The sequence below is a fragment of the Pseudonocardia thermophila genome, assembly GCF_900142365.1.
Lineage (GTDB): Bacteria > Actinomycetota > Actinomycetes > Mycobacteriales > Pseudonocardiaceae > Pseudonocardia > Pseudonocardia thermophila.
On the sequence record NZ_FRAP01000012.1, the window covers coordinates 176,917 to 203,644 of the forward strand.

The following is a 26,728-nucleotide window of genomic DNA, read 5'->3' on the forward strand; positions in this document are numbered from 1 at the left end:
CGTCACGCGCTGCGCTGCAGCCGCGCCGCCGCCTCCATCAGCATCCAGCCGGCCAGCTGCACCGACAGGTCCGCCTCGGGCACGTGCTTTCCCGGTCGAGCGGCGGGGATGGCCCAGTCGACGGAGAAGACCGGCCCGCCCACCGATTCGAGCCTGCCCAGCCACGCCTGCTCGGCGCAGCCCAGCACCAGACGGCGCACGGCGGCCGTCAGCTCGGAGCGCTGAACGCCCGCGTCGGCGAGGTAGCGGGCGAGCACGCCCGCCTGCAGGCCCCCGTCCCCGCCGCCGGCGCCGGGCAGCGAGCCGTGGCCGTTGGCGAACCGCTGCTGCACCGCGTCCACGATCGCGATCGCGCGGTCGCCCCACCGGCTGTGGTCGTCGCGGCGCGCCAGCTCGGTGCAGGCCGCGAGGTAGGCGCCCTGTGCCGCGGCGTGGATCGCCGGATCGACGGATGTCAGCTGCCCGTCGGCGGAGACGACCGCGCCCGCCCGCACCAGCCCGGTGTCCTCGTCGACGAGGGTGTCGGCGATCCAGTCCGCGATCGAGCCGGCGAAGTCGATCTGACCCACCCGCGCCATCATCACCGCGGCCGGTGCGTTGGCCAGCGCCGGTTTGAGCCCGCTGCGGGCACCCCGGCGCGCCCACAGCCCACCGCCGCCGGCCTCGCTCCAACCGCGGTAGAAGGCCTGGGTGACGCTGTGCTCGGCGGTCCGCCCGGCCCGCCCGGCGAGCGGTCCGGCCCGCTGCAGCGCCACCCCGAGCCACGCGGTGTCGGCCAGGCGCCGGGTCACCCAGCGGCCGCGGTTGCGCAGCCGGATCCCCCGCACCAGCGCGGAGATCGTCCGCGCACGGCCGGCGCTCGGGGAGCGCTGCTGGGCGTCGAGCAGGCACTCCAGCAGCTGCGCCTGCCACCACGGATGCCACGGCCGGGGCCGGGCGGGGAGCTTCCGGGGCCAGCGCTCCCGGCCGAGCCGCGTGCTGGGGACGACGCCCGCGACCGGTCGTAGGTGGCGACGGACGACGGCGCGTTCGGCGGCTGCCGCACGCTCCGTCCAGTCCACGTCCGTGTCGGCCACGCGCACAGTCTGCCGTGACCCGGTCGGGTAGGCCGAGCGGCTCTCGCCACGGGCGAATCCCGGGCAGCGGTTGCTGGCGCTGTACCTCAGAAGTGCTGCGGCAGCTCGGTCAGCGCGCTCAGGTGCAGTACGCCGTCGTCGTGCGGGAGATGGGCGAGCTCCAGCTCCCACGTGTTCGCGTTGGGGATGTAGACCGCGTTCATCCCCGCTGCGCGGGCCGGCAGGATGTCCGATCGCGGGGAGTTGCCGATCATCCACGAGCGCGCGGGGTCGAGATCGTGGTCGGCGACCAGCTTCCGGTAGGTGTCCGGGTCCTTGTCCGGCACGATGTGGATGTCGCGGAAGAACGGCGCGAGCGCGGAGGACTCGATCTTGCGTTGCTGCTCCTCGACGTCGCCCTTGGTGAGCATCAGCAGGTCGTGGCGGGTGTGCAGCTCGCTGAGCGTCTCCACCACGCCGGGCACCAGCTCCAGGTCGCCGCGCAGCATCGCCTCGCCGAAGCCGTGGATGCGCTCGACCTCCTCGACCGTCGCGGACCGCTCGCGCAGCCGCTCGAACACGACCTGCAGGGCGTGCAGGAACCCGCGCGTGCCGTACCCGTGCGTGACGACCGTGGCCCGCTCGACCTCGTGCAGCACCGCCCGGATCGCCAGCTCGTCGAGGGTCGGATGGGCCAGCCACTCGCGGAAGGCCGCGAACGCCCGCTCGAACAGGACGTTGTTCTCCCACAGGGTGTCGTCGGCGTCGAACACGAGGGTCAGGCGATCAGGCACGAGCCCGGATTCTAGGAACCGGGCCGGCCGCCGACCGCCCATTTTCCGTCAGGGGTCCGAACTACTGTTCGATCCATGGACGACTTCGACCCCTTCGCCCAGCGCTCCGCCATCGACGAGCACGACGCCTGGCTGCGCGCCACCATCCGCCGCTACGGATGGGCGCTGCAGGCCGTGCTGGCCGGTGCGGATTCGCCGCCGTTCGTGCACACGGTGGGGCTCACCGGCTTCGACCATCCGGAGCTGATCCTGTTCAACACCGAGCAGGCCACCGCGGCCACGGTGCTCAACCAGCTCGGCGAGCTGGTGCGGGCGGGCCGGCGGCTGCGCCCTGGCGACCGGATCGAGACCGGTCCGGGCCCGGTCCGCCTGCTCCACCTACCTCGCTCGGACCCCTGGATGTTCGCCGCCAACGACTTCTACCGGGAGCCGGGGGAGCCACCCGTGCCCGCGCTGCTCGTGGTGCCCGAGGACGAGCTGGCCGTGATCGACGGGCCCGAGATGGGCTGCCGCTACTGCAACTGATCACCAAGCGGTGGACAGGTCGGCGTGCTGGCGCACCCACGTGTGCATGGCGATCCCGGCCGCCACCCCGGCGTTGATCGACCGGGTCGAGCCGAACTGGGCGATGCTCACCGTCAGCGCGGCGGCGGCCCGGGCGTCCGGGGTCACCCCCGGACCTTCCTGACCGAAGAGGAGGAGGCATTCACGTGGGAGTTGCGTCGTCTCGATGCGCTGCGCGCCGGGGGTGTTGTCCACGGCCACCACCGTGAGCCCGTGCGCGTCCGCCCAGGCCATGAGCCCGGCCACGTCGTCGTGGTGGTGCACCGTCAGGTAGCGGTCGGTCACCATCGCACCCCGGCGGTTCCAGCGGCGCCTGCCCACGATGTGCACCCCGGCCGCGGCGAACGCGTTGGCGGTGCGCACCACCGTCCCGATGTTGTGGTCGTGCGCGAAGTTCTCGATCGCGACGTGGAACGGGTGCGCGCGGGCGGCCAGGTCGGCGGCCACGGCCTCCCGGCGCCAGTACCGGTAGGCGTCCACGACGTTGCGGGAGTCGCCGTTCGCCAGCAGCTCGGGGTCGTACCGGTCGTCGGTCGGCCACGCCTGCGGCCCGCCGGGCCACGGTCCGACCCCGACCTGCCCGGGCACGGTCCACTCGCTGGGGCCGAGGGCATCAGCGGGCACGTCCGTCACGGCTCGATCCTGCCCTGCGATCCGGGCGGGGTGACGTGAGGCCTCCAGGCTGGGATACCCCAGGCCTTCTGGGGCTCAGCCCGCCACCGGACCGGGTTCGGGCCGGTGGACCTCGTAGAGCGCGTCTTGCTCGGGTGCGCCGAGCAGGTCGAGGGTCGCCGCGAGGTTGGCGAGCCGGGCGCGTTCCCACGCCTCGGGGTCGCATCTGCGGATGCGGCGGCGGGCCCGCACGACCACGGCGGTGAGGTTCGTGGCCACCTCGAGGATCAGCGACGGGCGCAGGCCGAGATCGTCGGCCACCGCGTCGCCGTGGAACCGGCGGCCGAGGTACTCGATCAGCTTCCGCCCGATCGGGCGCGGGATCCGCAGCAGCTCGTCCAGGCGCTGGGCCATCGCCTCGACGAGCGCGGTGGCCAGCACCCGCGACTGCGTGCCGAGCGGGCCGGTCACGGCCTGCAGCAGCGCGTCGACCCGGGCGGCTTGGGCGTGGTCGGTGATGCCGCCGACCAGGTCCAGGTCGATGCCGAGCAGGTGGGCGAGCACCGCCCAGAACCGGTAGACCTCGGCCAACTCGCTGCTGGTCATGCCGAAACCGAGCGACTCCTCCGCGCGCAGGCTGACCAGGGTGAAGTCCATCCAGGTCCGGGCGAGGTCGACCTGGTTGATCGGGACGCCGTGGGTGCGCTCGTCGTAGCCGCGGGTGCGGGCCAGCCGGCGCATGTGGGCGTGCAGCATCCGCACCTGCAGGGTCGCGACGTACCCCGGCGCGCCGGGGTGCAGACCACCGGGGAGCGCGGCGGTGAGCAGCCAGCGGCCGGTCTCGTCGAGCCGGCGCGGGGCGGCCTCCACGAGCCTTCCGGTGGTGGCGAGCAGCACCGCGATCGACGGTGACTCGTACGTGCGCAGCAGCGCCCCGGCCGAGAGCGAGAGGATGCGCACGATCGTCGGCGAGGTGAAGCTCGCGGTGGGCCCGGCGTCCAGCACCGCCGGATCGGCGCCCGGGGGCAGGCGCTCGGCGTCGGCGAGCAGCGCGGCGACCGCGGGCGGCGGATCGGTGAGCGACGCCAGCCCGTGGCGGATGCCGTGGTCGAGATGGGTCCGAACGTCCGCGCCGCCGCGGTGGATCTCCTCGACCACGGCGTCGGCCAGCGGGTCACCGGTGCGTAGCGCCCGCTCGACGAGGGCGGCCCGGCTCTCGCCGAACTGCGCTACGACCGCCGCGCGCGAACCGCGGCCGGTGGGCCACTCCGGGTCCGTGGTCGCAGCCGGTGCAGGGGTCCCGACGTGGGCGCTGACGCCGCTGCCGGTCATGGTGCTCCTCCGGTCGGTGCGTCGGTGTCGAGCAGGCCGTGGCGGGCCAGCAGTCCGGCCATGTAGTTGCGGACGGCGTCGGTGCCGGGCGGGGCCGGGGCGAGCACGCCGAGGGTCGCGAAGCCGAACACGGCCAGGAACAGCTCGTGGGCTTGTCGGCGGTCACCGGTGTAGGTGGTGATGAGGTCGATGACCTGGCGGTCGTGGTGCACCGGTGGCACCTGTGGGTGGGCGCCGGGGGCGCGGGCCGCGCGCAGCCGGATCTCCAACTGGGTCAAGGCGAGGCTGCGGCCGGGGCCGAACAGGTCCGCGAGGTAGGTGGTGCAGGCGTCGAGCAGGCTCAGCTCGCCGGCCCGGGAGCGCTCGGTGAGGTCGGCGAGGCGTCGGGTCGCGCGCTCGTCCAGTTCCTGCAGCACCGCTGCGACCAGGGCGTCCACCGTGCCGAAGTGGTAGGTCGCGGCCGCGGGCGACACCCCGGCCCGGGCGGCGACCTCACGCAGGGTCAGGCCGTCGAAGCCGTCGGTGGCGAGCACGTCGATGGTGGCCTCGACGATGGCGCGCCGGGTGCTGTCGCCGCGCTGGCGGCGTCCGTCGGTCTTCCCGGCCGGCATGCACCGCCCCCTTCTCCCGAAAACTATCTGTACGATCAAACAGTAATCGGGGAGCGCGCGTGCCACCACCCGGCGTCGGGCGGTGGCGGGCTGGTGCCCCAGCCGGTGTCAGTCCTGGCGCTCGGCCGCGGCCTGGTGGGCAGCCCCCTCCAGCTCGGGTACCTGGGGCAGCTGCACGACGGTGGCCGTCTGGCCGCGGCGCAGCTTCACGACCTCCTCGTGGTACTCCTCCAGCTGCCGCTGGAAGTCCGGATCGGTGTAGATCCGGCCGTCCACGAGCGGGCCGACAGTGCCGGTCATGATCGCCTCGATGTCCTCGCCGGAGAGCGTCTTGTGGGTCTCCAGCGCGTGCGCGATCGCCAGCACGTACGCCCGGTTCTCCTGAAGGATCTCGCCGGCGCGCTTCAGGGACGCCGAGAGGTGGTCCTCGATGCGGTCGGCGAGGGCCTGGCGCGCGTTGGGCTCGTCCTCGCGGTGCCCGCGCCCGCCCGGCATACCGATCTGGAACGCCGAGGAGGACTGGTACGAGGTGACCGTGCTGCCCATGCCCCAGAGCGCTTCCATCTGGGTGGCGACGAGTGTGGCGGAGTGCAGGTCGCCGGAGACGCCCGATGTGCTGTCGCCGTCGAAGAACATCCGCTCGCCGGCCAGCGAGGCCAGCGAGGTGAGGATGTCCGCCTCGTACTCCGAGCGCCACGTCGTGAACTGGTCCTCCGGCTTGATGCTGCCGACCATGCCGAGGTAGGTGTCGCCGATCTCGATCGTCGCGATGTTGATCTGCAGGTGTTCGCGGATCCGGTAGGCCACCACGGCGTGGCAGGCCTCGTGGACGGCGACGGCGTGCCGCTCGCGCTGCACGTAGTCGACGTTCTGCGAGGGGCCGAGCTCCTTGAGGTGCTTGGCCTTGGTGATGTCCTGCCAGGTGATCACGTCGCGACCGTCGCGGATGGCGATGATCAACGCCTCGTTGACCAGGTCCTTGATCGTGGCACCCGTGGCGTACGGGGTGATCGTGGCCAGCTTGTCGATCTGCTCGGGCGTCAGCTCGTGCTTGACCTTGTCGAGGTACCCCTGGTACGTGCGCAGCCGGCCCGCTTTGGTCGGGTAGCCGACCTTGTAGATGCGGTCGATCCGGCCCGGCCGGAGAAGGGCCTCGTCGAGGGCCTCCGGCATGTTGGTGGCCATCATGACGAGGATGCGGTACTTCGGCGGCGGCTTCGGCCGCATGCCGAGGATCCGTCGTCCGTACCGGTTCAGCAGGCCGCGCGGCTTCTTCAGGCCGGACAGTTCGGTCAGCAGTGCCTGCAACGTGCCCATCCCGGCGCCGCCGGCGGCCATGCCGCCCATCACGAACCGGTTCCAGCCGCGCTGCGGCTGGTCCGGCTCGGGCGTCACCGGGTTCAGCGCCGAGCTGGCGACGAGGTAGCGCGCCGGTTCGGACAGGTAGTGCTGGCCGTGGCAGGCCTGCGGGGAGAACGGGGAGTACCGCCCGGCCCCTCCCGGCCTGACCTGGGCGAGCGCGCCGCGGCTCCCCAGCGAGTCGGCCTCGTCGAAGAACACGATGACGCCGCCGTAGCGCAGTGCGAGCTTGCGCAGCTTGCGGAACAGCGACTTGACCTTGAGGATGCCGACGCCCATGAACATGTTCGTGAACGCGCCGGGATCGACGAACACGTAGGGCTTGCCGGTCTCGCCGGCGACGGCCTCGGCCATCAGGGTCTTGCCCGTGCCCGGCGGACCCCACAGCAGCAGGCCGGACGGCACGTAGCCGCCCTTCGCCTCGATGGTGTCGGGGTCCTCCAGGAAGACGATGTTCTCCTTGACCCGCTCGACCACCTGGTCCTGGCCCCAGACGTCGGAGAAGCGGGTCTTGATGTCGTCCGGGAAGTAGGTGTCGACCCCGCCTCGGGTGAGCAGCCAGAACAGGCCGATGAACTGGAACGCGATGAAGAAGAACGCGAAGACCAGCTGGAAGATCATCGGCAGCGCGTTCCACAGCAGCGCCGGTGCCTCGAACAGCGCCAGCAGCGGGGACGTGTCGAGGATCTGCCCGAGGACGACCGCCAGGAGCGCGACGACGAACAGGAACTTGATCAGCCGGGAGAGCCGGTAGCGGGTCCAGTCCGTCAGCCGCTTCTTCAGGAACCGCTCGGTGCCGCCGAAGACGTACTTGGTCCAGAACGTGTGGTAGCCGCTCCAGAACTCGCTGATCAGGAAGTGCAGCTGGCGGACGACCTCGATGCCGGCGAGCCAGAGCAGCCACTGGCCGTCCTGCAGCCGAAGCCGCATCGAATCCTCGAACGTCATCAGCGGGTTGTCCGCGACGTCGGCCCATACGAGCACGAACCACAGCGCCACGAACAGCAGCACCAGCCGGATCCGGTCCCAGAACGGCATCCGTTTGCGGGTGGTCCGCTCGGTCTTCGGGGTGGGTTCGTGCACCGGTGGGCGCTGTTGCTCGACGGCGGCGCTCTCGACGGCGGTGTTGCCCTCGGGCTCCTGCTGGTCAGTCATCAGTTCTCCCGGACCGTGAACGAGGAGGCCACGGAGTCGATCTCGGCGCCGCGTTCGGCGAAGCACTCGATGGAGCAGCGCAGCATGATCAGGTAGATCTTGCTGGCGTCGTCGTTGGTGTAGGCGGTCTGGTCGAAGACCTGCGGGGGGCCGCCGTTGATCGCGTAGCTGAAGATCGAGCGCACCCCACGCAGCCCGTCTCCGGGGGTGAGGGTCTGGTCGGCGTAGAGCGTGAAGTCGTCCAGCCCGGCCACGGGCTGCATCGCCAGCAACGTCCGCGAGCGCTCAGAGACCGGGAAGACGAGGTCACGCAGGAAGTCCAGGCTGACGCTGCCGCGCTGCTGCTCCGGGAGGGTGAAGACGACGACCACCATCGCCGGGGCGGACGGCGGGGCCAGCCCCATCGCGTGCTCTGCGGTCGGGGCCGCGTCCGCGTCGAAGACCTGCACCCAGTTGAGGCGAGCCGGATCGAGGCCGAACACGCCCTGGGTCGGGGGCACCTCGGCGGAGACGTCGCGCCAGCTGGTGGGCACCTTCGCGTAGGTGCGCTCCTCCTTGTTCGTGACGTAGGTCCACTCGGGGGCGCCGCAGGCGGTCAGTGCCAGCGCGGCGGCGAGCACGGCGGCGGCGCCCCACCGCCGGGTCGCGGGTCTGGCCGCCATTCCCCCGAACCTCCTGGCGTGACCTGATCGTGACCTGTCGAGTATGCGTCACGAACGGTGCCGAGGAATGCGCCGAACGGTTGCGTCGATGTTTCGGAGTGCGCAACCAACGCTCACGACGGTCGGAAACCGGGCAAATTGGACGGTTGTTCGGCCGGTGCGCTCAGGCGAGGCCGAGATCGGCGAGGCCGAGCAGCGCCCGGTACGGGACGCCCTCCGCCTCGATCGCCTCCTTCGCCCCGGTCTCCCGGTCGACCACCACCGCGACCCCGACGACCGTGGCGCCTGCCTCGCGGACCGCGGCGAGCGCCTCCCGCACCGATCCGCCCGTGGTCGAGGTGTCCTCGACGACGAGCACCGAGCGGCCCGCGACGTCCGGCCCCTCGATCCGTCGCTGCAGGCCGTGCTGCTTGGTGGACTTGCGCACCACGAACGCGTCCACGGGCGGGATCGACGGATCGATCATCCGCTCGGCGACGGTGGCGTGCAGGATCGCGTCGGCGATCGGGTCGGCGCCCAGCGTCAGCCCACCGACCGCCTCGTAGGACCAGTCCCTGGTCAGCTCGCGCATCAGCCGGCCCACCAGCGGCGCGGCCTGGTGGTGCAGGGTGATCCGGCGCAGGTCCACGTAGTAGTCGGCCTCCTTGCCCGAGGCCAGCGTGACCTTGCCGTGCACCACCGCGAGCTCCCGGACCAGGGTCGCGAGCTGGTCGCGTTCGCTGTCGCTGCTCACCGTCGTCTCCTCGCTCCGCTGGGGATGATCGTTCACGTGCGGTCGCGGTCGCCGAACGCCATCAGCCGCCGCACGAGCGCACGCGGCAGCAGGTCCACGGCCGCCGCGATCGCCTTGTACTGCACCGACGGCACCGACACGACCTTGCCGCGGGCCAGGTCGGCCAGTGCGTCGGACACGACCCGGTCGGCGTCGAGCCAGAGCGGCCCGGTGCGCGGGCCGACGTCGATCCCGGCCCGCTCGTGGAACTCGGTGCGCACGAACCCCGGGCACAGCGCCATCGCCCGCACCCGGGTGCCCTCCAGCGAGCCGGCCACGCCCTCGGTGAACGAGATGACCCAGGCCTTGTCGGCGCCGTAGGTGGTGCCGCGTCCGGCGAGGAAGCCGGCCACGCTGGACACGTTGATCACCGCGCCGCGGTTGCGGGCCACCATCGAGGGCAGCGCCGCACGGGTCAGCCGCAGCACCGCGCGGACGTTGAGATCGAGCTGGCGGTCGAGATCGGCCGGCTCGCACTCCATGAGACCCACGCCGAGCGTCATGCCGGCGTTGTTCACCAGCAGGTCGACGGGGGCGCGATCGGGATCGGCCAGCCGCTCGGCGACCCGCTCGAGGTCGGCGGCCTTCGTGAGGTCGGCGACCAGCACCTCGGCCGACACACCGAGCGCGCGGGCGGCCGCCGCCGCGGACTCCAGCCGGTCGCGGTCACGGGCGACGAGGACGAGGTCGCGGCCGTCGGCGGCCAGGCGCCGCGCGAACGCGGCCCCGATCCCCGACGTGGCTCCGGTGATCAGCGCAGTCGGCACGCGCCGACCCTACGTGCTCAGGTCGTCGAGCCGTGCGTGGCCCCGAGTCCCTGCTCCAGTGCGGTCGCGACCTCCGCGAGATCGGCGAGCAGGTCCTGCACCCGGTCGGCGCTGGACCCGAGCGGGGCGGTGGCGAGCACCCACGTCTCCTCGGCCCACAGCAGCTCCACATCGTCCCCGATCGCGTCGGCGGCCTCGGCGAGCCGCTTGGTCAAGAGCGGGCGCACGGCCTCGGGATCGGAGACGAACGCGTACCGTTCACCGACCGGCTCCAGCAGGTCGAGGCCGGCGTCGTCGGGCAGCGGCGCGGACGGCAGCCGCAGCTCGACCGCAGCCGGGAGCTGGGCCTGCACCTGGACAGCGGCCAGGATCGAGTTGAGCCGCCCGGCCTGCTCGTGGTCGAAGACGTAGGCCTGCCGCGGCCCGTCCGGGGTGGGCACGTCGCCGGAGATCAGGTTGCGGGCCACCCCGGGTCCGCCCTGGTGGATGGTGCCGTAGCGCCAGCGGCTGGGCAGCACCGGATCGGTGTCGAGGAACTCCCAGCCCCGCATCGCCGCCCACCGGCGGCGGTCCTTGACACCGGCCCCGCCGCCGCTGCGCGCCCGGTCCGCGAAGAGCAGCGCCGCGCCGAGCACGATCGCGATCGCGGCGATGACGAACCACACGGTCGGAGTGAACCCCACGGGCACGGAGAGTAGACCTCGACCGGGCCGGCACCGCGCAGTAACACGCGACGAACGGCACTTTCGTGAGCTGCCTTCGTGAGCAGCTGCTCACGAAGGCAGCTCCTACCGGACGCGATCCACCTCGACGGCACCCGGCCCGGTACCCCGGACCGTCGCACCGCACCTGGAGCACCACCGGAGGGTGACCACGACACGCGCGGGCGCGCGAGCCGCCTCTGCGACGGAGCAGCGGAGCGCCATCGACACGGTGCCGTTCGTCGGGAAACCCGGAGGGCTCAGACGGTCACCGGGAGTGCCCGGCCGACGATCAGCCCGCCGGTGCCGCCCTCCGCGGACGGGTCCAGGTCGACCCGCACGGTGTCGCCCTCGCGCACGTCGCCGGAGAGCAGCTGCTTGGCCAGTTGGTCACCGATCGCCGACTGGACCAGCCGCCGCAGCGGCCGGGCCCCGTAGACCGGGTCGAAGCCGTTGAGCGCGAGCCACTCGCGGGCCGCGTCGCTGACGTCGAGCGTGAGCCGCTTCTTCGCCAGCCGATCGCGCAGCCTGCGCAGCTGGATGTCGACGATGTGCGTCAGCTCCTCGGTCGACAGCGCGTGGAAGACCACCACGTCGTCGAGCCGGTTGAGGAACTCCGGCTTGAAGTGCTGGCGCACGATCGCCATGACGGCGTCCTTGCGCTCCTTGTCGTCGAGCGACGGGTCGGCGATGGCCTGGCTGCCCAGGTTCGACGTCAGCACCAGGATGGTGTTGCGGAAGTCGACCGTGCGGCCCTGGCCGTCGGTCAGCCTGCCGTCGTCGAGCACCTGCAGGAGCGTGTCGAACACGTCCGGGTGCGCCTTCTCGACCTCGTCGAACAGCACCACCGAGTACGGGCGCCTGCGCACCGCCTCGGTCAGCTGGCCACCCTGGTCGTAGCCGACGTAGCCGGGCGGGGCACCGACGAGCCGGGCCACCGAGTGCTTCTCGGAGTACTCGCTCATGTCGATGCGCACCATCGCGCGCTCGTCGTCGAACAGGAACTCGGCCAGCGCCTTGGCCAGCTCGGTCTTGCCGACGCCGGTCGGGCCGAGGAACAGGAACGACCCGGTGGGCCGGTTCTCGTCGGCGATGCCGGACCGGGCGCGGCGCACCGCGTCGGAGACCGCGCGCACGGCCTCGATCTGCCCGACGACGCGCTTGCCGAGCTCCTCCTCCATGCGCAGCAGCTTGGCGGTCTCACCCTCGAGCATGCGGCCGGCGGGCACCCCGGTCCACGCGGACACGACGTCGGCGACGTCGTCCGGGCCGACCTCCTCCTTGAGCATCACGTCCTCGCTCTTGGTGGAGGCGGTGGCCGCGGCGAGCTTCTTCTCGACCTCGGGGATGCGCCCGTACAGCAGCTCGGAGGCCTTCTCCAGGTCGCCGTCGCGGTCGGCGCGCTCGTACTCGCCGCGCAGCTGCTCCAGCTTCGCCGCGAGCGCGCGGGTCTCCTCGATGGCGGCCTTCTCCCGCTGCCAGCGCGCGGTGAGCGCGGAGAGCTCCTCGCGCTTCTCGGCCAGCTCCTGACGGAGCGCCTTGAGCCGGTCGGCCGAGGCGGGATCGGACTCCTTCTCCAGCGCCATCTCCTCGATCTCCAGCCGACGCACCGCGCGCTCGACCGTGTCGATCTCGACGGGCCGCGAGTCGATCTCCATCCGCAGCCGGGACGCCGCCTCGTCGACCAGGTCGATGGCCTTGTCGGGCAGGTAGCGGGCGGTGATGTACCGGTCGGACAGCGTGGCCGCGGCGACCAGCGCGGCGTCGGTGATCCGCACGCCGTGGTGGACCTCGTAGCGCTCCTTCAGCCCGCGCAGGATGCCGATCGTGTCCTCGACGGACGGCTCGCCGACGTAGACCTGCTGGAAGCGGCGCTCCAGTGCGGGGTCCTTCTCGATGTGCTGGCGGTACTCGTCGAGCGTGGTCGCGCCGACCAGCCGCAGCTCGCCGCGCGCGAGCATCGGCTTGATCATGTTGCCGGCGTCCATCGCGCCCTCGCCGGTCGCGCCGGCCCCGACGATCGTGTGCAGCTCGTCGATGAAGGTGATGATCTGGCCCGCCGACTCGGTGATCTCCTTCAGGACGGCCTTGAGCCGCTCCTCGAACTCACCGCGGTACTTCGCACCGGCCACCATCGAGCCCAGGTCGAGCGCAACGACCTTCTTGCCGCGCAGCGACTCCGGCACGTCGCCGGCCACGATCCGCTGGGCGAGGCCCTCGACGATCGCGGTCTTGCCGACGCCCGGCTCGCCGATCAGCACCGGGTTGTTCTTGGTGCGCCGCGACAGCACCTGCACGACGCGGCGGATCTCCTGGTCACGGCCGATGACCGGGTCGAGCTCGCCGTTGCGGGCGCGCTCGGTCAGATCGACGCCGTACTTCTGCAGGGCCTGGTAGGTGCCCTCCGGGTCGGGGCTGGTGACGCGGGAGCTGCCGCGCACCTTCGTGAAGCCCTCGCGCAGCGCCTCCGGGGTGGCGCCGTGGCGGGCGAGCAGGTCGGCCACCGGGCCGCCGGCCTTCGCGAGCCCGACGAGCAGGTGCTCGGTGGACACGTACTCGTCGCCCATCTCGGTCGCGAGCTGCTGGGCGGCGTTGATCGCGTTGAGCGCCGCCCGGGACATCTGGGGCGGACCGACGGTGGACCCGGACGCTGACGGCAGGCGGTTGCCGAGCTGGGTCAGCCCGGCGCGCACTGCGGCGACGTCGGCGCCGACGGCCTCCAGCAGTGGCACAGCGATGCCGTCGGCCTGCGCCAGCAGTGCGCCCAGCAGGTGGGTCGGCCCGACCTCCGGGTTACCGGCGAGGGAGGCAGCCTGCACGGCCGACGAGATGGCCTGCTGGGTCTTCGTGGTGGGGTTGAAGGAGTCCATCCCTCACTTCCTCCTGCGTTGCGTCTCGTGGGCTCGATCGTGCCCGTTCGCTACGAACAACGTCAGAAAAGTTGAGTCTGTTCCCCTCAACTTCACGCACCTGCGGCGTGTCAGCCCCGCCGCTCGGCCTTCGCCCCGAAGTAGTCGCCGCCCTTGCGCCCGGGGTCGTCGGTGCCCCACTCCCGCCTCTCGTGCACCCGCGCCATGCGCGGGATGTGCTTGCGGCAGTGGATGTAGGCCTCCTCGACCTCGACGACGACCCAGCGCTCCGGCCGGCGCCCGAGGTCCTCGGCTGCGGGGATCTCGGGGTGCTCGGCCCGCAGCAGGTCGTCCTCCACGATCCACGCCCGGCCGTTGACGTGCAGCCCGATGAGGTCCTCGACGAAGTCGACCATGAGCAGGCCGACGTGGCCGTTCTCGATGATGTTGCCGAGGCTCGCGTGCACGCCGTTGCCGCGGTACTCGGGATAGGCGAGGTGCTTGTCGTCGAGCACCTGGATGAAACCCGGTTCGCCCGCGCGCAGTGACGAATCGCACTCGCCCTTCGCGTCGGAGGTGGCGACGAACACCATCTCCATCCGCTTGATGAACTCGATCATCCGGGGAAGCAGCCGGTCGCGGACCTGGTCCTCGTAGAACCTGGCTGCTCGGGCAGTGGTGCCGAAGGCTGCCTGCAGGTGGTGCTCACCATCAGATCCGGGACGCTGGGTCGGAATGGTGCACTCGGTGGTGTGATCGGTCGGTAACACGCTGCCCCGTTCGGTCGAACTGCTGGACGTCGCCTGTTTTCGTGCAGGCGACAACCCGCCACAGTGCCATTTCCGTGGCGGCGAGGTCACCCTCAGGAGTGGCTCCGCACGCTACGCTGGCACGTCGAGATCACGCCCCCGAAGGTGCGTCCTGCCTCCCCGAGCGGGGCGCCGAGAGCTAAGGAACCGGCCGTCGATGACAGCGGAACAGTTGCTCACCGCCGACCTGGACTCGGTGGGTGATGCGCGTCCCGAGGAGAGCCCGATGGTCGCGGCGATCCGCACCAGCTGGGCCCTCGTCGAGCCACAGGCGGAGGACGTCGCACGGTACTTCTACGCCACGCTGTTCGCGCACGCGCCGCAGACCCGTGAGCTCTTCCCGGTCAACATGGAGGTGCAGCGCAGCCGCCTGCTGCGCGCCCTCGTCCACGTCGTGCACATGTGCGACAAGCCGGCCGAGCTGTTCCCGTTCGTCGAGCAGCTGGGCCGGGACCACCGCAAGTTCGGCGTGCTGACCGAGCACTACGACGCCGTCGGGTACGCCCTGGTGACGGCGGTCGGCGCCTTCGCCGGGGACGCCTGGACCCCCGAGGTGCACAAGGCCTGGACCGACGCCTACGCGATGGTCGCCGCCGCGATGACCCGGGCCGCCTCGGCCGAGCGCGGCCCGGCGTCCTGGCTCGGCCGCGTCGTCGCCCACGAGCGACTGGGCTGGGACCTGGCCACCATCACCGTGCAGACCAGTGAGCCGCTGCCGTACCGGGCCGGCCAGTACGTCTCCGTCGAGACGCCGCAGCGGCCGCGGCTGTGGCGCTACCTGTCCCCGGCCAACGCGCCCCGCGAGGACAACACCCTCACCTTCCACGTGCGCGCCGTCCACGGCGGCTGGGTGAGCCGGGCGATCGTCGCCCACTCCCGCGTCGGCGACACCTGGCGGATCGGCCCTGCCATGGGCCGGATGTTCGTCGATCCGCAGTCCGACCGCGAGGTGCTCATGGTCGCCGGTGGCACCGGCGCGGCGCCGATCAAGGCGCTGGTCGAGGACCTCACCCGGCGGCAGAACCCGCCGCGCACCCAGGTCTTCGTCGGCGGCCGCTCCTGGGACGACCTGTACGACTTCCCGGCGCTGCGCAAGATGTCCTACGACAACCCGTGGCTCGACGTCGTCCCCGTCGTGGAGCGGGACGACTCCGAGTCCGGGGCGGAGATCGGCACACTGGCCGACGTCGTCACCCGGTACGGGTCGTGGGCCGATCACGACGTGATCGTCTGCGGATCGCCCGCGATGATCCGCGCGACGGTGTCGCGGATGCTGGTGGCGGGCACCCCGCTCGACCGCATCCGCTACGACCCGTTCACGCTGGACTGAGGCGGCGGGCAGAGGCGGAGCTGGACGGAGACCTGGCCGACCGGTGCGGCGGTCCTCAGCCCCGCTGGGGGCGCCGCGGCGGCCGCCACACCACCAGGGCCTGGCTGCGGTCCACCGGCACCAGGTCGCGCCGGTACGAGGCGTGCACCGCGGCCGCGGCCTGCTCCGCCGCTGCCCGCGCCGCCACGACCTCCTTGGTCAGCTCCTCGATCTTGGCCTTCAGCTCGTCGACGAGCTGCTCGAGCTCGATGATCCGCTTGATGCCGGCGAGGTTGACGCCCTCCTCCTGGGAGAGCCGCTGCACCTCTTTGAGCAGGGCGATGTCGCGGGCCGAGTAGCGCCGCCCGCCGCCTGGCGACCGGCCCGGGGTCACCAGGCCCATCCGGTCGTAGCTGCGCAGCGTCTGCGCGTGCATGCCGGCCAGCTGCGCGGCGATGGAGATGACGAAGACCGGTGTGTCGGGGCTCGCGCCCGGGGGAAGAACCGGCTCCTCGGTCAACGAGCCACCTCCGTTCCTGCCCGGCGGGCTCGCCGCCCGGCGGGTCGTCGTCCTGCTCCCTCGATTCTTGCGCGTCCGCGCCTGGTTGCCCACGCATCGCTGCTGAGGAACCGCGTCGGGACCGATCACGTCGGGCCGCGCGGCGCGGTCCTCACCCGAGCCGTTCTCGGCGCCGCTGCCGGGTCGGGACATCGGTCGCACGGCCGCTCACCGCCGTTCCGCTACCTCGGGCGCGACGGCCCGGCCCCGTGCCCACGGCGCCCTCATCGGGCACCTTCGAGCAGGTGGGCACGGGGATCGAAGTCCTTCGTGGCCTCGGCGTAGGCCGCCAGCGCCTCCGCGGCCTTCTCGCTGAGCCGCTGCGGCACCGCCACGTCGACAGTGACCAGCAGGTCGCCGGCCGTGCCGTTGCGCTTCTGGACGCCCCGGCCGCGGACGCGGAACGTGCGCCCGCTCGCGGTGCCCGGCGGGATCCGCAGGGTGACCGTGGAGTCCAGCGTCGGCACGGTGACCGTCGCGCCCCGTGCGAGCTCCGGGAACGTGACCGGCACCGTGATCGTCAGGTCGTCCGGGTTCTTCGGCGATCGGCCGAACAACCGGTGCGGTGTGACGTGCACGGTGACGTACAGGTCGCCCGCCGGCGCACCGCCCCGGCCGGGCTCGCCCTGGCCCTTCAGCCGTACCTTCTGCCCGTCGTTCACGCCCGGCGGGACACGCACGGTCAGCGACCGGATGCGGGTGCTCACGCCGTCGCCGCCGCACTCGGGGCACGGGTCGTCGATGATCCGCCCGCTGCCGCGGCACTGGGTGCACGGCTCGGAGAACGCGAACGCCCCCTGACTGCGGCTGACCAGCCCGACCCCGCCGCACACCGGGCACGTGCGCGGCGTGGTGCCCGGCCGGGAACCCGTACCGCCGCAGCGGTCGCAGCGCCCGGGGGACGACAGCTTGATCGGCACCTCGGCGCCGCGCACGGCGTCGACGAAGTCGATCGTCAGCTCGCTCTCCACGTCCGCGCCGCGCTGGGCGCGCGGCCCGGTGGGCCCGGTCCTGGTCGCGCCGCCGAACAGGTTGCCGAACAGGTCACCGAGCCCACCGGGGCCGCGGCCGAACAGGTCGTTCAGGTCGAAGCCCTGAGCGCCGCCGGGGAAGCCGCCGCCCGGGAACCCACCGCGGAAGCCGCCGCCGGCGAACAGCGCACGGGTCTCGTCGTACTCCTTGCGCTTCTTCTCGTCCGACAGGACCCCGTAGGCCTCCGAGACGGCCTTGAACCGCGCCTCGGCCTTCGCATCCCCCGGGTTGGCGTCCGGGTGCAGCTCGCGGGCGAGCTTCCGGTACGCCCTCTTGATCTCCTCGGGGGACGCGTCCGAGGAGACACCCAGCTCTTTGTAGTAGTCCTTCTCGATCCAGTCGCGCTGGGTCATCTCGCCTCCCCTCGGCTCATCTCGCTCAGGCCTGCTCCGGGCCCTGTCCCGCGTTCGAGCCCTGGTCGGCAGCCTGCGTCGCGTCCTGCTCCGAGGTCGGGCCGGAGGCCTGCGCCTCCGCCGTACCGGTCTGCTCCGTGGTCTGCGCCGCGGTGGTCTCTTCCGTGCTGGCCTCTTCCGCGGTGATCTCCTCGACCCGGTCGACGACCGTGACCATGGCCGGGCGCAGCATCCGGTCGCCGATGCGGTAGCCGCGCCGCAGCACCGACGCGATGACCGTGGTGACCGGCCCGGTGGCGTCGGTCGTCTCGTGCTGCACGGCCTCGTGCACCGACGGGTCGAACGGCTCGCCCTCGTGGCCGAACCCCTCCAGGCCGAGCTTCTGCACCGTGGCCACCAGCTTGTCGCCGACGGCCTTGAACGCGCCCGTCAGGTCGCCGTGCGCCTCGGCGCGCTCCAGGTCGTCGAGGATGGTCAACAGCTCCCCGACGATCTGCGCGCGCGTGGAGACCAGCATGGCCTCCCGGTCGCGTTCGACACGCCGCCGGTAGTTCGCGTACTCGGCGGTGATGCGCTGCAGGTCGGCGGTGCGCTCGGCGAGCTGGGCGGCCAGCTCCTGCTCGGCGGGCGAAGGACCGGACTGCGAGGGAGCGGACTCGGGCGCGGCCTCGCCGGACTGCGATCCGGGCTGGTCCGGTCCGGCCGCGGCCCCGGCCGCCTCCTCGGCGGGCGGGGTCCGCAGCTGGCCGGTCACCGGATCGATCCGGCGCTTGTCCCGAACCACGACCCGCTCGGCCTCACCGCTACCGGCGTGCTCCTTGCGGTCGTGTTCGCTCACTTGTCCTTCTTCTCCTCGTCGACGATCTCGGCGTCAACCACGTCGTCGCTCTTGTCCTGCGCGGAGCCCGCGGCACCGGCTGCGCCCGCCGCGGCGCCGTCGGCGCCCGGCTGCTGGTAGAGCGCGCTGCCCATCTTCTGGGACTCGGTGGTCAGCTTCTCCATCGCGGCCTTCACGGCCTCGATGTCGGTGCCCTTCAGCGCCGACTGCGCCTCACCGAGCGCGGCGTTGACGCTGTCCTTGACGTCGGACGGGAGCTTGTCCTCGTTCTCCTTGATGAACTTCTCGGTCTGGTAGACCAGCGACTCCGCCTGGTTGCGGGTCTCGGCCTCCTCACGGCGCCTGCGGTCCTCGGCGGCGTGCTGCTCGGCATCCTTGATCATGCGGTCGATCTCCTCCTTGCTGAGGGCCGAACCGCCGGTGATCGTCATGGCCTGGCTCTTACCGGTGCCGAGGTCCTTCGCGGACACGTTCACGATGCCGTTGGCGTCGATGTCGAACGACACCTCGATCTGCGGCACACCGCGCGGTGCCGGCGGGATCCCGGTCAGCTCGAACATGCCCAGGCGCTTGTTGTGCGCGGCGATCTCGCGCTCGCCCTGGAACACCTGGATCTGCACGGACGGCTGGTTGTCCTCGGCCGTCGTGAAGATCTCCGACCGCTTGGTCGGGATCGTGGTGTTCCGCTCGATCAGCTTGGTCATCACGCCGCCCTTGGTCTCGATGCCGAGGGACAGCGGGGTGACGTCGAGCAGCAGGACGTCCTTGACCTCACCGCGCAGCACGCCGGCCTGCAGGGCGGCGCCCACGGCGACGACCTCGTCCGGGTTCACGCCCTTGTTGGGCTCCTTGCCGCCGGTGAGCTCGCGCACCAGGTCGGTGACCGCCGGCATACGGGTGGACCCACCCACGAGGACGACGTGGTCGATCTGGTTGACCGAGATGCCGGCGTCCTTGACGACCTGGTTGAACGGCGCCCGGGTGCGGTCGAGCAGGTCCTGGGTGATCCGCTGGAACTCCGCTCGGGAGAGCGTCTCGTCGAGGAACAGCGGGTTCTTGTCCGCGTCGACGGTGATGTACGGCAGGTTGATCGTGGTGCTGGTCTGCGAGGACAGCTCGATCTTCGCCTTCTCGGCCGCTTCCTTCAGCCGCTGCATCGCCATCTTGTCCTTGGTCAGGTCGATGCCGTGCGCGGCCTTGAACTTGTCGACGAGCCACTGGATGATCCGCTCGTCCCAGTCGTCACCACCCAGGTGGTTGTCACCGTTGGTCGCCTTGACCTCCACGACGCCGTCGCCGATCTCCAGCAGCGACACGTCGAACGTACCGCCACCGAGGTCGAAGACCAGGATGGTCTGCTCCTTCTCGCCCTTGTCGAGGCCGTACGCGAGCGCGGCCGCGGTGGGCTCGTTCACGATCCGCAGCACGTTGAGGCCCGCGATCTGGCCGGCCTCCTTGGTGGCCTGGCGCTGCGCGTCCTCGAAGTAGGCGGGCACGGTGATCACCGCGTCGGTGACCTCCTCGCCCAGGTACGCCTCCGCGTCGCGCTTCAGCTTCTGCAGCACGCGCGCGGAGATCTCCTGCGGCGCGTACCGCTTGCCGTCGATCTCGTTGGTCCGCCAGTCCGTACCGATGTGGCGCTTCACCGAGCGGATCGTCCGTTCGACGTTGGTCACCGCCTGGTTCTTGGCCGGCTGGCCGACGAGGACCTCACCGTTGCGCGCGAACGCCACGATCGAGGGGGTGGTGCGCGAACCCTCCGAGTTCGCGATGACCGTCGGCTCGCCACCCTCGAGGACGGCGACGACGGAGTTTGTGGTCCCGAGGTCGATACCGACCGCACGCCCCATGGTTGATGCCTCCGATGCCTTTCTTGCGTGGATGTGGCTCAAGTTTGCCACGAGCCTGGATCACCGATCTTCGCAGCCTTGAGCCAGGATCGCTCAACTTGCTGTCCGGTCCAACGAGCACGGCCCGGAACTTGTTCCCGCTGGTTCTCCGGAACGGCCCACACGACCACTGCCCGGCTCGTACCCTGCTCGGGATCACCGAACCGGGGGGCCGACGTGGCGGAGCTGGCCAGCATCAAGCACTACAACTACGAGAACGTCGACCTCCGGGAGAAGGCGGAGTGGCTCGCCGGCGCCCCGGGCGCGTCGGGCGACCCGCTGCCGGCGAAGCTGCGCCTGATCGCCACCACCTTCTCCGGCTCGCACGCCCGGCTCACCGCCGACATCGAGGCGCTCGGCGCCGCCTGGACCGGCCACGCGGCCGACGCGGCGCAGGACTCGCTGCGCACCGCCGCCCACCGCGCCACGACGGCGGCGGGCGCGAACGACGAGGGGCACGCCGCGGTCGCCGGCTACGCGGAGTCGTTCGAGCAGCTGCGCAGCAAGGTCCACTTCGAGGATCCGGACGCTGCATGGCGGCCCGGTGTTCCCGCCGATCCGTTCACGGTCCAGGAGGACCACTTCGCGGTGGTGCAGAGGCACCGCACCGCCGACGCCGCCGCGAACGCCGCACTGCGCGCCCACGAGGAGCGCACCCGGCAGCTGGTGGACGAGTTCCCCACGCTCACCGCCACCACCGCCCCGGCGGGTGGGCCGCCCGCGGCGCCGCAGGGCGGCGGTGGCTCGGGCGCCTGGGCGGGCGGGCTGCCCGTGGTGCCCGATCCGGGCGGACCCGGCGCCGGGGCGGTCCCCTCCGTCCGGCCGGCGACCGATCCGGGTCCCGGGCCCGCGACCACCCCGAGCACCGGAGCCCGGCCGGGCGCGGCACCACCACCAACACCGACAACACCGGCACTACCACCACCGTCCGCCGCGGACGTCCCACGGGCACTCGGCGCACCGCGTCCGGGCGCCGCGCCGGCCGGCAGCGGGCCGGCGCCCCGGCGCAGCGGTCCCACCCTGCCCGCGCTCCCACCGCCCGCGGCTGCACCGCCCGGAGTGACCGACGGGCTGATCGGCGCCCGGCGCAACCCGAGCGTGTTCGCCCCGGACGGCCGGCGGTTCGCGGGCAAGCTCCCGGCGGTGCCCGAGCCCCCGACGCCCGCCGGCCGGCCGGGCAGCCCGGTCGCCGCGTCCCCGTCCGGTGCCCCGGCCCGGCCGGGCACGACGGCGATCCCGCCGATCATGGGCGGCGGGGCGGCCGGCGCGGCCACCACGCACCGCACCAAGTACTGGACGCCCAGCTCGGCGCCGTTCGACGTGGAGCTGCCCCCGCACGTCGACGGCGTGATCGGGGCGGATCCGGACGGGCGATGATCGACTGGTCGGCCGCGCGGATCGTCACCACGTCCGAGTTCGAGGTCTGCTGGGAGCTGCTCGGCCTCGATGAGACACCGTGGCAGCTCGATCCGCCGCGCACCGGGCTCACCGACGACGAGCGCGCCGCCGCCGTGGCGAGCGCGCTCGCCGAGCTCACGGCCCGCGGGCTCGCCGACGGCCGCCGCCCGGGACCGGCGCTGGAGACCCACCTGCGCCGGCTCGCGCGGCCGCACCGGTCCGCCGACGTGCGCTGGGTCGCCGGATCGGTGGCGGCGGCGGTCGCGGCCGTGCGCGGCGAGCAGGCCACCGTCGCGGTGCGCCACGACCGGGAGATCGCACTGCTCGACGTCCCCGCCGCCGACGTCGCCGACGTGCTGGTCGACCTGCCCCGCGCGGCCGGCCCCGGCCCGGGCCGGGACGTGCGGCTGCCGGCAGGCGTGCTCGACGCCGCCCGCCGGGCGGCCGAGCCGTCGACCCACCGGTTCGTCGAGGTGCTCACCGCGGCCGGGGTGAGCGAAACCCGCGCGGCCCTGCTGTGGGGCATGTGCCGGGACGTGCGGCTGCGCGGCCAGTTCGGCGCCACCCACGGCACCGGGGACGGGACCCGCACCCGCCGGGCCCCGTACGTCGTCGGGTTCCACGCCACCGGCCGGGGCTGGTTCCGCCAGGTGCGCCGCCGCGACGGCGGAGCGGCGGCGGTGACCGTGGGCCCGGCCGGGCGGGCCGACCTGCGCCGCGCGGTCGCCGAGCTGCTCTCCCCGGTCTGACCCGAAGATCAGAGCGGCGGAGCGGGCCGCGGCGGCACCCGGCCGGCGTCGACGCTCGGCAGCGGATCGGGGATGCGGGCGAGCACGCGGTGGTTCTCCGGGTCGGGCACGAGGTTCTCGGCGCGGTCGCGGAACTCCAGCTCCCCGTCCGGTCCGAGGTCGGCGTGGTAGCCCGCCTCGGCCAGCTGCTCCTCATCGAGATCGACGAGCCGCTCCCACCGGCTCGGCACGACCGCGTACTCCGGCCACGGCAGGTCGGCGTAGGCGTCGTGCAGGTCGGCGAGCAGCCCGACGAACACCTGCTGCCAGCGCAGCGGCATCGACTGGGCGAGGGAGCGGGGGATCACCACGTAGTCGCGCGAGGCGCCGGGCGCCGGTCGATCGAGGTAGTCCTTGACCGGCGTCGTGGATGCCGGAGTGGACGGTTCGGGAGGCATTGCAGGCTCCAGTGCGGGGGCCGAGATGATCGAACCCCCTCGACCCTACGCCGGGCCGTGCTCACACCGCGTTGGGCTTGGTGCCCGGCCGGGTCGCCAGCGGGACGAGCTGGTAGTAGTCCCACGGCACCGGTTGCACCCGCACCCGCTCCCCGCTGTAGGGCGCCTCGATCATCTGCCCGTTGCCCATGTACAGCATCACGTGGTGGATCGTGCTCGGGTCGGTCGGGTCGTAGGCGTAGAACAGCAGGTCGCCCGGCTGGGCCTCGCGCACCGGCACGTGTCCGCCCGCGTGGAACTGCTGGCGCGACACCCGCGGCAGCGTGATCCCCGCGGCGCGGAACGCGGCCATCATCAGCCCGGAGCAGTCGTAGGTGTCCGGGCCGGTCGCGCCCCACACGTACGGCTTGCCGACCTCGCCGAGCGCGAACCGGATCGCCGCGGCCGCCACCCCCTCGGCGAGCACGGCGGGCGCACAGGCCGCGGCCGGGCCCACCGCCGCCACCGCGCCGATCTGCGCCACCAGTTCGGCGGCCAGCGGCTCCCACTTCGCGTAGGCGTTGGGGAACGCCGAGCGCTGCACCGCCTGCGCGGCGACGGTGACCGGCAGCGTCTCCCACCCGGGGATCTGCACCAGCCGGTCGAGGAAGATCGACGTCGCGTACACGGGGTCGGTGACCTGCGCCGGGCTGCCCCAGCCCTGGGAGGGCCGCTGCTGGAACAGCCCGAGCGAGTCGCGATCGCCGTAGTGCAGGTTCCGCAGGGTCGACTCCTGCATCGCCGTCGCCAGCGCGATCAGCCCCGCCCGCGGCGGCAGCCCCTTCTGCTTGACGACGCCGAGGATCGTCGTCGCGTTCTGCCGCTGCTCCTCGGTCAGCTGGGCGGCGGTGACGGTCGCGCCGCGGCCACCGGCCGAGCCGACGTCGCACCAGCCCCCGCCGGTGGCGCCCCCCGAGCCGAGGCCGGCGGTGAACACGGCGAAGCCGATGCCGAGGAAGAGCGCGAGCGCCGAGAAGATCGCGACGACGGGGACGAGCAGTCGCAGCGGCCGCAGCGTGCGCACGTCAGGCCTCGTCGTAGTCCGCGACGCGCCAGGTGCCGGCCTCGTCGTCGACGACGACGACGAGCAGGGTCAGGGCGTCGGTGGGCACCTGCACCCGCACCGACTGCGGCGCCACCGAGACGGCGCGCGGCTCCCCGGTCACGCGGGTGGCGGGGATGTTGGCCGGATCGACCGTGGACAGCACGCCCAGGTACTCGGGCGTGGTGAGCGGTCGCAGTCCCTCCAGCCACTGCTGGGCGGTGGTGCCCTCGGGTGGGCGTACCCAGGCCCGGGTCCACCGCAGCGCCGCGTCCACCGCCGCCGGTGGCGCGGCCGAGAGCGGCAGCTCGGTCGGCCGCAGGGCGGGCACCGGCGGCAGTGCGGTCGGGGCCGGCGTGTACGAGGTGCCGGGCGGCAGCGAGCGGGCCGTCGGGGTGGCCCTGGTGGGTCCGTCCAGCGGACCCGTGCGGTCCGGGGTCAGCGCCCCGATCCCGAACGACACCGCGGCGACCACGGCGACCGCGACGACGGCGGTGATCGCGAGGCGGGCGGGCGAGCGCAGCGGCCACTGCCAGACGGCACGGTAGGCGGCCGCCCGGCCGTGCGGGGTCCTGATCGGCATCAACCGGCTCCGCGCGGTGTGTAGACCTGCTGGGACGGCCGCGGCCGGTAGATCCGGTAGACGGGCACCCCGTCGACGATCTCGGCGTCGACCGGTCGGGCGCCGCCCGGCCGCAGCGGCACGGCGTCGGGCCTGCGGTAGATCGTGCGGTCGTCGATCTCACCCGGGTCCTCCCAGGTGGGCGACGCGGGCGCGGGCCGGGGACTCGAGCCGCTCCCGGCCGGGAGCGCGGCCCGCCGGGCGGCCGGCACCGCCTGCGCATCGGTCGCCGCCGAGGCCGGATCGGGCGAGACCCGCGTGGTGGTGGCCCGCACCCGGGCGGCCGACTCGGACTCGGGCCGGGCGCCCGCCCACTCGCGGCGGCTCTCCGCGGCCGCCCGCCGCTCTTCCCACCAGCGGGTCTGGCGGTCGTCGGCCGGGGCGGCGCGCAGCCGCTGCCAGACGCGGGCCATCGGGCCGTCGCCGACGCTGGGCACGATCCCGCCGAACTGCTCGCGGGTGAGCGAGACCATGGACACCAGCCGGCGGAACGGCCGCGCCACGGCCCACAGCACGACGGTGACGACGCCGGAGACCAGCATCGCCAGCCACAGGTCGATGTTCGCCTCGGGCCGGAACAGCGAGATCACCACGAGCGCGTGCAGCCCGGCCATCGCGCCGACGATCAGCGTGTTCACCACGGCCGCGCCGCCGACCCGCAGCAGCGCCGGGAGGATGTCGGGCTTGAGGATCGCCACCACCGCGATCGCTGGTGCGGCGATCACCATCAACCGGATGAGCAGCATCGCCACCAGCACCAGCAGCTTCGACAGCAGCTGGAACACCGCGATGCAGACGGCCTGCAGCACCGAGAGCACCGCCGCGCCGATCCGGCTGCCGGCCTTGCCCTGGAAGTACGCGTAGCGGTCGCCCATCTGCTCGGCGATCGCCGCGTAGCGGGCCTTCTTCTCGGCCACCAGCTCCGGGGTGTCGAGGTGTTGGTCGATCTCGTCGATGGTGAACGCCTGCGCGCGCAGCAGGTCGCGGCCGAACTGCTCGGCCTGCGGCACGTCCGGCGCGCCGAACACGCCGCGCAGCCAGTTCTGGTAGAGCACCTGGTCGACCAGCACGGTGGGCAGGGTGTCGGTGCTGCCCATCCCGGTCTGGGCGAGGAAGCCCTCCTGCATGGTGGTCACGCCGTCGAGGAGGAACTGGTCGGCGACCTTCGACAGCCCCATCGGGGCCAGGTACGCCGCCGACCCGACGGCGAGCGCGACCACCGCGAACAGCATCCGGCGGGTCTGCTGCGCGAGGTCGCCCCGCACGGTCAGGATCAGCACCAGCGCAGCGAGGACAGCCAGCGCGACCCCGATCCACGGGGTGAACACCGACTCGTACATCGCGGTGACGGCGGAGACGATCAGCTCGTCGAGCGGCGCGAGGATCTCGCCGCCCTCGGCGATGAGGTAGTGCGCCCAGTTGACCCCGCCGACGACGAACTTCGAGATGTTGAAGACCTGGTTGCCCAGCCAGGTGTCGGTGGTGCTGGCCGGGTTGAACGCGGCTCCGGCGCAGCCGAGGTCGTAGTTGTGCCAGATGAGCCCGGCGTAGCCGGTCTCCCAGTAGACGCTGCCCTCGACGCCGCCGGAGGAGCGGGTCGGGTCCAGCGAGCCGACCAGCCCGGTGCCCGGCCGGTCCGGCTCCGGCGCCTCCTTGCAGTTCAGCGGCTGCGCCATCGCCGGACTGCCGATCAGCGATGAGCCGCAGACGATCGCGACGACCACCAGCAGCGCGTACCGGCGGCGCGGGCGGCGGGGCGCGGTGCGGCGCGCTGTGCGGCGCCTGCGCGCGTCGACGAGCACCGCTGCCGCGAGCACGCCCAGCAGGAGCAGCCAGGTCGGGCCGGACATCAGCGGACGGCCTCGTCGGCTCGCTCGTCGGTGCGGAGGTCCTCGTCGAGATCGAGCTCGTCGAGGTCGTCGCCGAGCGCCACGTCCTCGCCGACGCGCAGCTCGGGCACCCGGCGGTGGTCGTCGCGCAGCAGCCCGTCGGGATCGTCGAGGTCGGCGAACTCGCCCGGGTCGTCATCCAGGTCGTCGGCCAGCTCGACGACGCGGGTGGGCGTCTGCTGGGCGATGGCGGGCCGGGTACGCGGGGCAGGCTCGTCGGGTGCCCGGACGGCCGACGGCGTGCTCCGGGCGGCGACGCGGCTGGCGTCGGGGTTGGTGTCGAGCGCCCGGCGCACGTGCTCCAGGTGCGGTGCCTCCAGATCGATCCGGATCTTCTCCACCCCGCCGTGGCCGTCGGCGAAGATGAACTGCCGCGGGGTGTCGTCGGGCCGGTCGTCGTGCCGCGGCCGCGGCGACAGCGTGCCGAGCATCTGCTCGTAGCCCACCCCGGTGGGCACCTTGAGCAGGCGCAGGGCGTCGGCCTGGGCCTCGGCGTCGTCGGTGCGGCCGACGAACACGGCGTTCACCAG

Annotated in this window: 24 protein-coding genes and 1 pseudogene; 4 read left to right on the forward strand and 21 right to left on the reverse strand. The window is 72.6% G+C overall.

The window, feature by feature from the left end:
• Positions 1 to 2: 2 nt before the first annotated feature.
• Complete coding sequence (locus BUE41_RS16850) at positions 3 to 1,076, reverse strand: glycoside hydrolase family 76 protein (protein WP_234997333.1); 1,074 nt, start codon at positions 1,074 to 1,076, stop codon at positions 3 to 5.
• Positions 1,077 to 1,162: 86 nt separating this feature from the next.
• Positions 1,163 to 1,849, reverse strand: coding sequence for an HAD family hydrolase (locus tag BUE41_RS16855; RefSeq protein ID WP_234997334.1), 687 nt, complete (start codon positions 1,847 to 1,849; stop codon positions 1,163 to 1,165).
• A 75-nt stretch (positions 1,850 to 1,924) separates the two neighbouring features.
• On the opposite strand from BUE41_RS16855, the gene BUE41_RS16860 reads away from it, so the two are divergent.
• The gene (locus tag BUE41_RS16860) at positions 1,925 to 2,374 is read left to right on the forward strand and encodes a DUF4262 domain-containing protein (RefSeq protein ID WP_073458051.1); all 450 of its coding nucleotides are present in this window, start codon (positions 1,925 to 1,927) and stop codon (positions 2,372 to 2,374) included.
• Here the strand turns inward: BUE41_RS16860 and BUE41_RS16865 are convergent, their stop codons facing one another.
• The 10 genes from BUE41_RS16865 to BUE41_RS16910 form a co-directional block, all read right to left on the reverse strand.
• Entirely contained in the window at positions 2,375 to 3,037 is a 663-nt protein-coding gene (locus tag BUE41_RS16865; protein WP_407691673.1) for a TrmH family RNA methyltransferase, read from the reverse strand.
• Positions 3,038 to 3,121: 84 nt separating this feature from the next.
• Positions 3,122 to 4,357 (reverse strand): oxygenase MpaB family protein, encoded by a 1,236-nt coding sequence (locus BUE41_RS16870; protein ID WP_159444927.1) that lies wholly within the window; start codon positions 4,355 to 4,357, stop codon positions 3,122 to 3,124.
• Positions 4,354 to 4,968, reverse strand: a complete 615-nt coding sequence (locus BUE41_RS16875) for a TetR/AcrR family transcriptional regulator (protein WP_073458053.1) — start codon at positions 4,966 to 4,968, stop codon at positions 4,354 to 4,356. Before BUE41_RS16875 ends, BUE41_RS16870 begins: the two co-directional genes overlap by 4 nt.
• A gap of 108 nt (positions 4,969 to 5,076) precedes the next feature.
• Positions 5,077 to 7,482: an AAA family ATPase gene (locus BUE41_RS16880; RefSeq protein ID WP_084755224.1), complete on the reverse strand. Its 2,406-nt coding sequence runs from the start codon at positions 7,480 to 7,482 to the stop codon at positions 5,077 to 5,079.
• Complete coding sequence (locus BUE41_RS16885) at positions 7,482 to 8,144, reverse strand: hypothetical protein (RefSeq protein WP_073458054.1); 663 nt, start codon at positions 8,142 to 8,144, stop codon at positions 7,482 to 7,484. The genes BUE41_RS16880 and BUE41_RS16885 overlap by 1 nt, the downstream gene beginning before the upstream one ends.
• A gap of 163 nt (positions 8,145 to 8,307) precedes the next feature.
• Positions 8,308 to 8,877, reverse strand: coding sequence for an orotate phosphoribosyltransferase (gene pyrE / locus BUE41_RS16890; protein WP_073458055.1), 570 nt, complete (start codon positions 8,875 to 8,877; stop codon positions 8,308 to 8,310).
• Between the two features lie 32 nt (positions 8,878 to 8,909).
• A complete protein-coding gene (locus tag BUE41_RS16895; protein ID WP_073458056.1) occupies positions 8,910 to 9,683 on the reverse strand; it encodes an SDR family NAD(P)-dependent oxidoreductase in 774 nt (257 codons plus the stop codon).
• Positions 9,684 to 9,700: 17 nt separating this feature from the next.
• Complete coding sequence (locus BUE41_RS16900) at positions 9,701 to 10,366, reverse strand: type III secretion system chaperone family protein (RefSeq protein WP_073458057.1); 666 nt, start codon at positions 10,364 to 10,366, stop codon at positions 9,701 to 9,703.
• Between the two features lie 278 nt (positions 10,367 to 10,644).
• Positions 10,645 to 13,254, reverse strand: a complete 2,610-nt coding sequence (gene clpB / locus BUE41_RS16905; protein WP_073458058.1) for an ATP-dependent chaperone ClpB — start codon at positions 13,252 to 13,254, stop codon at positions 10,645 to 10,647.
• A gap of 110 nt (positions 13,255 to 13,364) precedes the next feature.
• Positions 13,365 to 13,853, reverse strand: coding sequence for a pyridoxamine 5'-phosphate oxidase family protein (locus BUE41_RS16910; RefSeq protein WP_327194773.1), 489 nt, complete (start codon positions 13,851 to 13,853; stop codon positions 13,365 to 13,367).
• A gap of 346 nt (positions 13,854 to 14,199) precedes the next feature.
• Between BUE41_RS16910 and BUE41_RS16915 the strand changes: the two genes are divergently transcribed.
• Positions 14,200 to 15,372, forward strand: a complete 1,173-nt coding sequence (locus tag BUE41_RS16915; protein ID WP_407691671.1) for a globin domain-containing protein — start codon at positions 14,200 to 14,202, stop codon at positions 15,370 to 15,372.
• A gap of 55 nt (positions 15,373 to 15,427) precedes the next feature.
• Here BUE41_RS16915 and BUE41_RS16920 read toward each other — a convergent pair whose 3' ends face one another.
• The 4 genes from BUE41_RS16920 to dnaK form a co-directional block, all read right to left on the reverse strand.
• Entirely contained in the window at positions 15,428 to 15,871 is a 444-nt protein-coding gene (locus BUE41_RS16920) for a heat shock protein transcriptional repressor HspR (protein WP_073458060.1), read from the reverse strand.
• Between the two features lie 263 nt (positions 15,872 to 16,134).
• Complete coding sequence (gene dnaJ / locus BUE41_RS16925) at positions 16,135 to 17,295, reverse strand: molecular chaperone DnaJ (protein ID WP_073458061.1); 1,161 nt, start codon at positions 17,293 to 17,295, stop codon at positions 16,135 to 16,137.
• A 25-nt stretch (positions 17,296 to 17,320) separates the two neighbouring features.
• Complete coding sequence (grpE, locus tag BUE41_RS16930; protein WP_073458062.1) at positions 17,321 to 18,133, reverse strand: nucleotide exchange factor GrpE; 813 nt, start codon at positions 18,131 to 18,133, stop codon at positions 17,321 to 17,323.
• Complete coding sequence (gene dnaK / locus BUE41_RS16935) at positions 18,130 to 19,983, reverse strand: molecular chaperone DnaK (RefSeq protein WP_073458063.1); 1,854 nt, start codon at positions 19,981 to 19,983, stop codon at positions 18,130 to 18,132. Before dnaK ends, grpE begins: the two co-directional genes overlap by 4 nt.
• Positions 19,984 to 20,199: 216 nt before the next feature.
• On the opposite strand from dnaK, the gene BUE41_RS16940 reads away from it, so the two are divergent.
• Positions 20,200 to 21,399, forward strand: coding sequence for a hypothetical protein (locus BUE41_RS16940; RefSeq protein WP_073458064.1), 1,200 nt, complete (start codon positions 20,200 to 20,202; stop codon positions 21,397 to 21,399).
• Positions 21,396 to 22,169, forward strand: a complete 774-nt coding sequence (locus BUE41_RS16945; protein WP_073458065.1) for an ESX secretion-associated protein EspG — start codon at positions 21,396 to 21,398, stop codon at positions 22,167 to 22,169. Before BUE41_RS16940 ends, BUE41_RS16945 begins: the two co-directional genes overlap by 4 nt.
• 8 nt (positions 22,170 to 22,177) lie before the next feature.
• Here the strand turns inward: BUE41_RS16945 and BUE41_RS16950 are convergent, their stop codons facing one another.
• The 5 genes and pseudogenes from BUE41_RS16950 to BUE41_RS32005 form a co-directional block, all read right to left on the reverse strand.
• Positions 22,178 to 22,606: a hypothetical protein gene (locus BUE41_RS16950; protein ID WP_073458066.1), complete on the reverse strand. Its 429-nt coding sequence runs from the start codon at positions 22,604 to 22,606 to the stop codon at positions 22,178 to 22,180.
• Positions 22,607 to 22,667: 61 nt separating this feature from the next.
• A complete protein-coding gene (locus BUE41_RS16955) occupies positions 22,668 to 23,669 on the reverse strand; it encodes a C40 family peptidase (protein WP_143172199.1) in 1,002 nt (333 codons plus the stop codon).
• 1 nt (position 23,670) lies between these two features.
• Positions 23,671 to 24,270 (reverse strand): hypothetical protein, encoded by a 600-nt coding sequence (locus BUE41_RS16960; RefSeq protein WP_073458067.1) that lies wholly within the window; start codon positions 24,268 to 24,270, stop codon positions 23,671 to 23,673.
• Positions 24,270 to 26,159, reverse strand: coding sequence for a hypothetical protein (locus BUE41_RS16965; RefSeq protein WP_073458068.1), 1,890 nt, complete (start codon positions 26,157 to 26,159; stop codon positions 24,270 to 24,272). Before BUE41_RS16965 ends, BUE41_RS16960 begins: the two co-directional genes overlap by 1 nt.
• Positions 26,159 to 26,728 (reverse strand): annotated as a pseudogene (locus tag BUE41_RS32005) (ATP-binding protein); the annotation flags it as partial. The pseudogene BUE41_RS32005 and the gene BUE41_RS16965, both read right to left, overlap by 1 nt.